This window comes from Enterobacter sp. CM29, from assembly GCF_013179605.1.
In the GTDB taxonomy this organism is placed as follows: Bacteria; Pseudomonadota; Gammaproteobacteria; order Enterobacterales; family Enterobacteriaceae; genus Enterobacter; species Enterobacter intestinihominis.
The window spans coordinates 1-9,179 of the sequence record NZ_JABMCU010000181.1; the positions used below are offsets into that span (position 1 = coordinate 1).

7 protein-coding genes and 2 tRNA genes are annotated in these 9,179 nt (G+C 56.9%); 4 read left to right on the forward strand and 5 right to left on the reverse strand.

Annotation, left to right across the window (positions count from 1 at the left end):
• Together HP459_RS18415 and ldtA are read left to right on the forward strand one after the other, a co-directional pair.
• On the forward strand, positions 1–1,624 hold a 1,624-nt coding region (locus tag HP459_RS18415), incomplete at its 5' end, for an HAD-IC family P-type ATPase (RefSeq protein ID WP_171936610.1).
• Between the two features lie 62 nt (positions 1,625–1,686).
• Entirely contained in the window at positions 1,687–2,619 is a 933-nt protein-coding gene (ldtA, locus tag HP459_RS18420) for a L,D-transpeptidase (protein WP_171936611.1), read from the forward strand.
• 82 nt (positions 2,620–2,701) lie between these two features.
• Here ldtA and HP459_RS18425 read toward each other — a convergent pair.
• Positions 2,702–2,777 (reverse strand) — tRNA-Asn (locus HP459_RS18425).
• Positions 2,778–3,097: 320 nt separating this feature from the next.
• On the opposite strand from HP459_RS18425, the gene nac reads away from it, so the two are divergent.
• Both nac and cbl read left to right on the forward strand, forming a co-directional pair.
• Positions 3,098–4,015: a nitrogen assimilation transcriptional regulator NAC gene (nac, locus tag HP459_RS18430; RefSeq protein WP_022648585.1), complete on the forward strand. Its 918-nt coding sequence runs from the start codon at positions 3,098–3,100 to the stop codon at positions 4,013–4,015.
• A gap of 96 nt (positions 4,016–4,111) precedes the next feature.
• Positions 4,112–5,062 (forward strand): HTH-type transcriptional regulator Cbl, encoded by a 951-nt coding sequence (cbl, locus tag HP459_RS18435; protein WP_003859532.1) that lies wholly within the window; start codon positions 4,112–4,114, stop codon positions 5,060–5,062.
• Between the two features lie 99 nt (positions 5,063–5,161).
• Here the strand turns inward: cbl and HP459_RS18440 are convergent.
• The 4 genes from HP459_RS18440 to HP459_RS18455 all read right to left on the reverse strand — a co-directional run.
• Positions 5,162–5,237: transfer RNA gene (locus tag HP459_RS18440), tRNA-Asn, on the reverse strand.
• A gap of 167 nt (positions 5,238–5,404) precedes the next feature.
• On the reverse strand, positions 5,405–7,594 hold the full coding sequence (locus HP459_RS18445) for a TonB-dependent siderophore receptor (RefSeq protein WP_045308607.1): 2,190 nt from the start codon (positions 7,592–7,594) through the stop codon (positions 5,405–5,407).
• A gap of 26 nt (positions 7,595–7,620) precedes the next feature.
• Positions 7,621–8,946 carry a lysine N(6)-hydroxylase/L-ornithine N(5)-oxygenase family protein gene (locus HP459_RS18450; RefSeq protein ID WP_171936612.1) on the reverse strand — a complete coding sequence of 442 codons (1,326 nt, stop codon included), beginning with the start codon at positions 8,944–8,946 and terminating at the stop codon, positions 7,621–7,623.
• A partial coding sequence (locus tag HP459_RS18455) for a ferric iron reductase (protein ID WP_216661697.1) occupies positions 8,943–9,179 on the reverse strand: 237 nt, incomplete at its 5' end. The genes HP459_RS18455 and HP459_RS18450, both read right to left, overlap by 4 nt.

A 9,179-nucleotide genomic window follows, 5' to 3' on the forward strand; every position in this document is an offset into this window, starting at 1 on the left:
GGGAGACAGCTACGAGCCGGTGGGCAATATTCACCCTGTTGACGATCCAACACCGGTAACCGTGACCCAGGGGTCTGTGCTGGAGCGCTATCTGCGCACCGTCGATCTCTGTAATGACAGCCAGCTGATCAAAGATGAGCAGGGGCTATGGAAAATCACCGGCGGGCCCACCGAAGGCGCGCTGAAGGTGCTGGCGGCAAAAATCCCGCTTCCGCCAATTGACGCCGAATTGCGCAGTAAAATCCCATTCGATTCGCAATATAAATACATGTCCACCCTTTATCGCCTGGGCGACGAAGAGGTGATGTTAATCACCGGTGCGCCGGACGTCCTTTTCCGTCTTTGCCAGCACCAGCAGACTCAAAACGGGCTGGAGCCGTTCAACCTGCACTATTGGGAAGAGAAGATTGAAGAGTATGCGCGCGAAGGATTGCGCATGGTGGCTGCGGCCTGGAAACCGGCCGCCAGCGGGCAGCGCGAGCTGACACATGCGGATCTGCAAGAGGGGGTCATACTGCTCGGCATTGCGGGCATGATGGATCCCCCGCGCCCGGAAGCCATTTCGGCCATTGCCGACTGCTTGCAGGCGGGCATTCGCGTGAAAATGATTACCGGGGATCATCCACAAACGGCGATGAGCATTGGTCAGATGCTGGGTATTGGCAACGCGGCGAGCGCCATTACCGGGCGCGAACTGGAGGCGATGGACGACCACCAGCTGAGCGAGGCGGCGCAAAAATACGATATCTTTGCCCGAACCAGCCCGGAAGATAAATTCCGTCTGGTGCAGGCGCTGCAAAGTAAGCAGGAAGTGGTCGGGATGACCGGGGACGGCGTGAACGATGCGCCTGCGTTGAAGCGGGCGGATGTCGGCATCGCGATGGGGATCAAAGGTACTGAAGTCACCAAAGAAGCCGCCGATATGGTGTTAACGGATGATAACTTTGCCACCATTGCCCGGGCGGTCCATGAAGGGCGTCGGGTCTACGACAACCTGAAAAAGACCATTCTGTTCGTTATCCCGAGCAACATCGCCCAGGCCCTGCTGATCATTATTGCCCTGCTGGCGGGGAACCTTATCCCGTTAACACCGGTACTGATCCTGTGGATGAACATGGCAACCTCGGCAACGCTGTCGTTTGGTCTGGCGTTTGAAGCGGGTGAGAAGGACATCATGAACCGGCCGCCGCGTAAGTCTAACCTGCACGTGATGGACGGTTACGCCATCTGGCGTGTGGTGTTTGTCGGCCTGATGATTGCCATCAGCGCCTTTGTGCTGGAGGCCTGGCTGCAACCGCGCGGTTACTCGGCGGAGTTCATCCGCACCGTGTTGCTGCAAACGCTGGTCACTGCCCAGTGGTTTTACATGCTCAACTGCCGCGTCACCGATGGCTTCTCCCTGAGTAAAGGTCTGCTGGCTAACAAGGGCATATGGATCGTGAGCGGCGTACTTCTGGCCCTTCAGCTTCTGATCGTCTATGCGCCATTTATGCAGATGTTGTTCGGTACCGAAGCGCTGCCGTTCCGCTACTGGATCATTACCTTCCTGATCGGGTTCGCAATGTTCATGATTGTGGAAGCGGAAAAAGTCCTTACCCGGAGATGGCGCACGACGAAAGGTTAACTGAATGAGTAGGCTAAGCCTGCCCACCGGCAGGCTTTCTCTTTGACCGAGTACAGAACACTATGATTCGATTTGCCGCGTTTGTTTTTACGCTTTGTATACTGGTTCCCGCTGCATCTGCTGTAACCTACCCACTCCCACCCGAGGGGAGCCGCCTGGTGGGAGCGCCGATAACTGTCACCGTACCTGAAGGCAATACCCTGCCGCTCGAAGCGTTTGCAGCGCAGCACGGGCAAGGGTTAAGCAATATGCTGGAAGCTAACCCGGGGGTAGATCCGTTTTTACCACGTGCCGGTACAGCGCTGGTGGTGCCGCAGCAGCTTATTCTGCCGCTAACCGTGCGTGAAGGGATTGTGGTGAACGTCGCGGAAATGCGTCTTTACTATTATCCACCCGGCAGCAACACGGTTGAGGTGCTGCCTATTGGCATCGGTCAGGCCGGGCGCGAAACGCCGCGTAACTGGGTAACCGCCATTGAACGCAAGCAGGAAGGCCCAACCTGGTCACCCACACCAAACACGCGACGCGCTTACGCGAAAGAGGGGAAAACGTTGCCCGCGTTCGTGCCCGCCGGGCCGGATAACCCGATGGGGCTGTATGCCCTTTATATCGGCAGGCTGTACGCGATCCACGGTACCAACTCAAATTTCGGCATTGGCCTGCGCGTCAGCCAGGGCTGCATTCGCCTGCGTAATAACGATATCAAATACCTGTTCGATAACGTTTCGGTGGGGACGCGGGTACAGCTTATTGATCAGCCCGTAAAAATGACCACCGAGCCGGATGGTAGCCGCTGGGTAGAGGTTCACGAGCCGCTTTCACGCAATCGCGCGGAATTTGAATCAACCCGAAAAGTGCCGCTGCCCATTTCGGCCGCGCAAAGGACGCAGCTGATAAGTGAAGGGGCGGGCGCTGAGCTGGAACGGCGGTCGGGGATGCCGGTGAGGCTTGCAATGCCCGGTGGCGTTGCGCTTACCGGGCCTACAGGACCGTAGGTCGGATAAGCGGAGCGCCACCCGACAAACTTACCAAACGCAGAAAAGCAAAAAGCCTGCTTAAAAGCAGGCTTTTCAAATTTGGCTCCTCTGACTGGACTCGAACCAGTGACATACGGATTAACAGTCCGCCGTTCTACCGACTGAACTACAGAGGAATCGTGTGAACGGGGCGCATATTATCGACCTGCGTACGCCTTGTCAAAGGATGGATCGCCGACTTTAGACTGTTTGCTGACAAAAACAGCAAACTGACGTTTTTGCCAACGGAATGCACCATTATTGTGCAGATATACCCCGAATGGGGCAGATCGGAATCCGTTGTCACTGTCTGAAAACAGGCACCAGCGATTGGCTTTCCTTATTTTCAGCCGCTTAGCAAACATATTTATTCGCTGCCAAAACCTGGCATCCATATTGCAAAACCTGTTTAACAACACAGCCGTTACCGGCACGCTATTTTCGAACAGGGGGCAACATGAACTTAAGACGACTGAAATACTTCGTAAAAATCGTCGATATCGGCAGCCTGACCCAGGCGGCTGAAGTGCTGCATATCGCGCAGCCTGCGCTGAGCCAGCAGGTCGCGACTCTGGAAGGCGAAATGGACCAGCAACTGTTGATCCGCACCAAGCGCGGCGTAACGCCTACCGAAGCGGGAAAAATTTTATATACCCATGCCCGTACGATCCTGCGTCAGTGCGAACAGGCGCAACTGGCCGTGCACAACGTAGGTCAGACCCTGAGCGGGAATGTCTCCATCGGCCTGGCGCCGGGAACGGCCGCATCGTCGGTAACCATGCCGCTGCTTCAGGCGGTGCGCGCGGAGCTACCGGAAGTGCTGGTTTATCTGCATGAGAACAGTGGTTCCGTGCTCAATGACAAACTGCTCAACGGTCAGCTGGATATGGCGGTGCTGTACGATCGCTCACCGGTTGCCGGGATCACCAGCCAGCCGCTGCTGAAGGAAGATCTTTATCTGGTCGGGACCCGTGATTGCCCCGGCCAGAGCATTGATTTAACCGCCGTGGCAGAGATGAACCTGTTCCTGCCGCGCGACTACAGCGCCGTGCGCGTTCGCGTTGACGAAGCGTTCTCGCTGCGCCGTCTGACGGCGAAGATTATCGGTGAGATTGATTCCATCTCCACGCTGACTGCCGCCATTGCCAGCGGCATGGGGGTAACGGTACTGCCCGAGTCTGCCGCACGTTCACTGTGCAGCGCGGCGAATGGCTGGATGGCCCGCATCACCACGCCATCCATGAGCTTACCGCTGTCGTTGAATATGTCCGCGCGCGGCTCCCTGTCACCGCAGGCGCAGGCGGTGAAAGAGATCCTGATGTCTCTGGTCAGTAAGCCGTCGCTGGAAAATCGCGAGCTGCAACTGGTCAGCTGATATTCCAAATAAGCATAAGATGCTGGTTTTTATTATTTGTTCTCCAGCCCGGCTGACTCTAACAATAGCCTTATGTCAGATGCGCCGGAGTGAATCGTGAATTTCCAGCAACTTAAAATTATTCGTGAGGCGGCCAGGCGGGATTACAACCTGACCGAGGTCGCCAACATGCTTTACACCTCCCAGTCAGGCGTCAGCCGACATATCCGCGAGCTTGAGGAGGAGTTAGGCATTGAGATTTTTATCCGTCGCGGCAAGCGCCTGCTGGGCATGACGGAGCCAGGCAAGGCATTGCTGACCATCGCTGAGCGCATTCTCAACGAGGCCAGCAACGTTCGTCGGCTGGCAGATCTCTTTACCAACGACGCTTCAGGTGTGCTGACAATCGCCACCACCCATACGCAGGCGCGCTACAGTCTTCCGACCGTTATCAAAGCATTTCGAGAGATCTTCCCGGACGTACGTCTGGAACTGATCCAGGGCACGCCGCAGGAAATCGAAGTGCTGCTGCATAACGGTGGGGCAGATATTGGTATCGCCAGTGAACGGCTGAGCAACGACCCGCTGCTGGTGGCGTTCCCGTGGTTCCGCTGGCATCACAGCCTGCTGTTACCCGCCGATCACCCGCTGAATCAGGTTTCGCCCTTGACGCTGGAAGAGATCGTCAAATGGCCGCTGATTACCTACCGGCAGGGCATTACCGGACGCTCGCGCATTGATGAAGCGTTCAAGCGTAAAGGGCTCACACCGGACGTGGTGCTGAGCGCGCAGGATTCCGACGTGATCAAAACCTACGTCGAGTTAGGGCTGGGGATTGGCCTGGTGGCCGAGCAGTCTGGCGGAGAATATGAAGCCGGAAATCTGGTGCGCCTGGATACGCGTCACCTGTTCGATGCGAATACCGTCTGGCTGGGGCTAAAGCGCGGGCAGCTTCAGCGTAACTACGTGTGGCGTTTTATTGAGCTATGCAACGCGGGGCTGTCGGTGGATGAGATCAAACGCCAGGTGATGGAGCCGGAAGAGGTGGCGATTGATTATCAGATTTAGTCGCTAATCAGTAGGCCGGGTAAGGCGCAGCCGCCACCCGGCAAATTTACCGAACCCACAAAAGCAAAAAGCCTGCTTTAAAAGCAGGCTTTTCAAATTTGGCTCCTCTGACTGGACTCGAACCAGTGACATACGGATTAACAGTCCGCCGTTCTACCGACTGAACTACAGAGGAATCGTGTGAACGAGGCGCATATTATCGACCTCAGTGCGCCTTGTCAAAGGGGAAAACACCGTTTTTGTTCGTTTGCCGACAATTTCAGCAAACCGATGATTTAATAGCAAATTTGCTTTCAAATTGCACAGCAAATCGCGCCGCCCGCAAGCAGGCGGCGCGCAGGATCAGAACAGAACGGAGTAGTTCAGACCAAACGTACGGCCACGGCCTTTATAAGTATAAAGACCCGGTGCACCGTAGGTTGGACTATACAGCCCCGGTGCGCGCTGGCCCCAGGCGGTGGTGTAGTCTTTGTCCAGCAGGTTCTCCACGCTGAAGCTGACTTTGCCCACCGGCAGGGCGTAGCTGCCCAGGAAATCAACGGTGTTATAGCCATCGATCTTCTTACCGTCGGCGTCAGACACGTCGAAGGTTTGTGTGCTCTGCACGCGCAGGGCCCAGTCGCCCGGCGCCCAGTTCACCCATGCGCTGGCTTTCGACGGGCTGGCGCTGTCGACCGTCAGCTTCTCCCATTTCCCGTTTTCACGCGTTTCGGACTTGATGGCGTTAAAGTTCGCCCCGGTGCTCCAGTCGCTGTCGGTGAAGAAATAATCCACCTGGCCTTCAATCCCGTAGATACGACGTTTGTCGTCTTCCAGGTTGATGGTCATGTCGCTCTTGTTGATGGTGATGGTTTTATCCGAGAGCGAGTAGTAGGCCGCCACCTGGGTACGCAGGTTATCGCCGGTGAAGCGCCAGCCCAGCTCGTAAGCATTGACCTTAATACCGTCCAGCGTTGAGTCGTTCACGTTCACGCTGTTTTGCAGGCGATAGTGACCATCGACCAGCTGATAGGTGCCGGAGCCGTAGTACTTCGCCAGGTCCGGAATTTCGAAGCCCTGGGAGAAGTTAAACCACAGCTGTTGCTGTTCGGTCAGACGTCCAAGGATCCCGGCGTTAAACAGGAAGTTGTTGTAGTCGGTTTTCCCGCCCGGCACCGCGTCAGCGGAGGTGGCTTTGCCCGTGGCGATTGCCTGCTGCTGGGCGTAACCGACAAAATCGTCCACCTTGTTTTCGGTGTACTGGTAGCGCACGCCGCCGCTCAGGGTGATAGCGTCAATGTCATAGCTGGCTTGCAGGAACGGCGCGAGGTTGGTAATGCTGTATCCCGGGTAACGGCCCACGTTGTAGGCGTTGTCCAGCTCCATGCCGCCGCTCGCCGCTGCTTTGCTTAAGTCGAAGAACTGCTGGTTGGCGTCGAACGTTTCGTGATCGGCATCCACACCCCAGGTGAGGGTCAGGTCATCCATCGGCTTGCTGTTCAGCGTCAGCTTGCCGCCGTAAAAATCGGTTTTCTGCTGGGACGCGCCAATGCTGGTCACCGCGCCTTTGCTCAGCGTCGGGAACGGGTAGTAGGTCAGGCTCTCATCACGGTAGTAAATCTGCGCAACCAGATCCTGCCCCCAGAAGTCGGTGTTCGAGTACTGCAGGTTGATCAGGTGACGCTCTGTGCCCGGGATACGGTCAGAGTCCAGGTTGTCTTTGTTATAGGCTTTGGCATCGCCCGTGACCGCAGCGAAATTATCTCCGAGGAACAGGCCGTGCTTGCCGTCGGATTCGCTCTTGTAGTACTGGGTGGTTAACTGGAGCTGCTGATGATCGTCGATGTTAATGGTGCCCGTTCCCATCACGTCGATACGGTCGGAATACTGCAAGCCGGTCTGGGTGTTATCGATAATCACCTCGTCGCCGTTGCCGTCATACCAGCCGCCGTAGCGCTGATAGGAGACCGACAGACGTCCAGAGGCATTGTCGTTGCCGCCGCTCACGGCTGCTGAGACGTTCTCATCATGGTCGTTATGGCTGTTAAATCCGCTTTTTGCCCCGGTCTGGAACTCCACTTCGGTCTCCGGCTGGCCTTTTTTGGTGACGATGTTCACCAGCCCGCCGGTACTGCCGCCGCCGTACAGCGAGGTGGCGCCGGAAATGACTTCGATACGGTCAATGTTGAACGGATCGATAGAGTCGAGCTGGCGGCTGTCGCTGCGAGACGAGTTCAGACGTACGCCGTCCACCATCACCATCATGGAGCGACCGCGCAGGTTCATGCCGTAGTTGGTACGTCCCTGGCTGCTGACGTCCATGCCGGGGATCAGCTGGGCCAGCACCTCTTTAATCTCTTTCCCGCCCTGAACCTGCTGCTCAATTTCCGCCCGCTCTATAACCCAGGTGGTTTGCGCCATCTCTGCCACGCTGCGATGTGCCCGGCTGGCAGAAACCACAATATCTTCTTCCTTTTGTTCTTCCGCCCACGCAGAGGTAGAAAGCATGGCAAGCAAGCACGGATTTAAAACCCAAAGATGAGAACGTTTCATTGTTATGTTGATCCTGAATGTGTGTGTCAGTACTCGGTGGTCTTCATTAATGATTTAAAAACCTGGCTGCTCTCCGGGCTGGTGGTGCTCCGCCAGTGGATCACGCCGGGGGTGGTTGCCAGTTCAAACGGCTCGTCATCGTGAGCGCGATTCAGAATTCGCGCCGCGCGCCAGGCCATCAGGCTGAGCTGGGGTTCGGCAATACCGAGACGGTGCATCCCGGCATTGACGGCAAACAGGCGGTTGCTCTGCGGGCCGTCCCATTCAAGGGTAAAATCGTTGTTGATGCAGAAGGCTTCATCCTCATCCAGACGCAGTCGGGAAGAGAGCGGGGCGAGAAACGCGGGCTGCACGGCGCGGTAGCCGGTGGCGAAAATCACCACATCGCTTTCAAGCTGTTCGCGCCCGCCGTCCAGGTGATGCTGGATGCTCAGGCGCTGCCCGTTCTCCTGGCGCGTCAGCGCCGTCACCGAGCGGGACGGCATCAGGTGCGCCCAGGGTTTTTCCCGCAGCACTTCGAAGCGGTGATACATGGCACGATAGATGGCCAGCAGCGACTCCGTGGTGATCCCGTCGGAGGTCATCTTCTGCTCCTGCAACATCTGGCGACGGGCGTCGTTACCGAGGGTGGAGAAGCTGTCCACATACTCCGGCGTGAAATATTCGTTAGCAAACGCGGCTTCATCCAGCGCGTTGTAGTTGTTGCGACGCGAGATCCAGTTGAGGCTCAGCGGCTGGCCCCATTCCCCACGGAAGATATTCAAAAACAGATCCGCACCGCTCTGGCCGCCGCCGACGACGGTGACGCGCTTGCCTGCTAAATCCGGCGTGCGCAGCATCATTTCGCTGGCATGGAAGCAGGTGTCGTCCTGCGCGGTAACGCAGTCAGGAAGATTGATCTGCTTCCCAATCCCCACGCAGACGTGGCGCGCCAGGAAGCGATCCCGCTGGGTCACGACCTCAAACAGACCGTTTTGCTCATCAAAGCTGACCTGCTGCACCTGCTGGCTGAAGGCCAGATTAGTCAGGTTATCCGCCGCCCAGCACAGGTAGTCGGCAAACTCCTCGCGCGAGACGGTGCGCTGCTCGGTAGTGAGGAAACGGTAGAACTTTTTGCGCTGTACCAGGTAGTTCAGGAAGCTGTGGCGGTTGGTTGGCTCCACGGCGCTGACAAGATCCTTCAGGAAGCTGGTCTGCATATGGCAGTCCGGTACCATCATTCCCGGGTGCCAGGAGAAGTGCGGCTTGCGTTCAAGAAACAGCGAGCTAAAACCGTCCAGCCCCTCTGCCAGCGCGGCAATACTGAGGTTGAACGGACCGATACCAATGCCGATGAAATCATAGGTTTTCATTGCGCTGACTCCTGGGAGACCAGAAAAAGAGGGTTATCAAGATCGCAGACGTAGTTCGGCAGCATGCGGCTGCCGCCATCGTGTTCAGAGAAGGTCAGTTTGACCGGGTTGAGGATCACGCGAATAATCTGCGGCTTAAACAGGTCGAACTTCGCGAAGCGCGCCGCAAGATCCGGATGGGCGGCCATATAGCGACGTAACACCTGCGCCAGGATCTGATAGAAGCGGGTTTC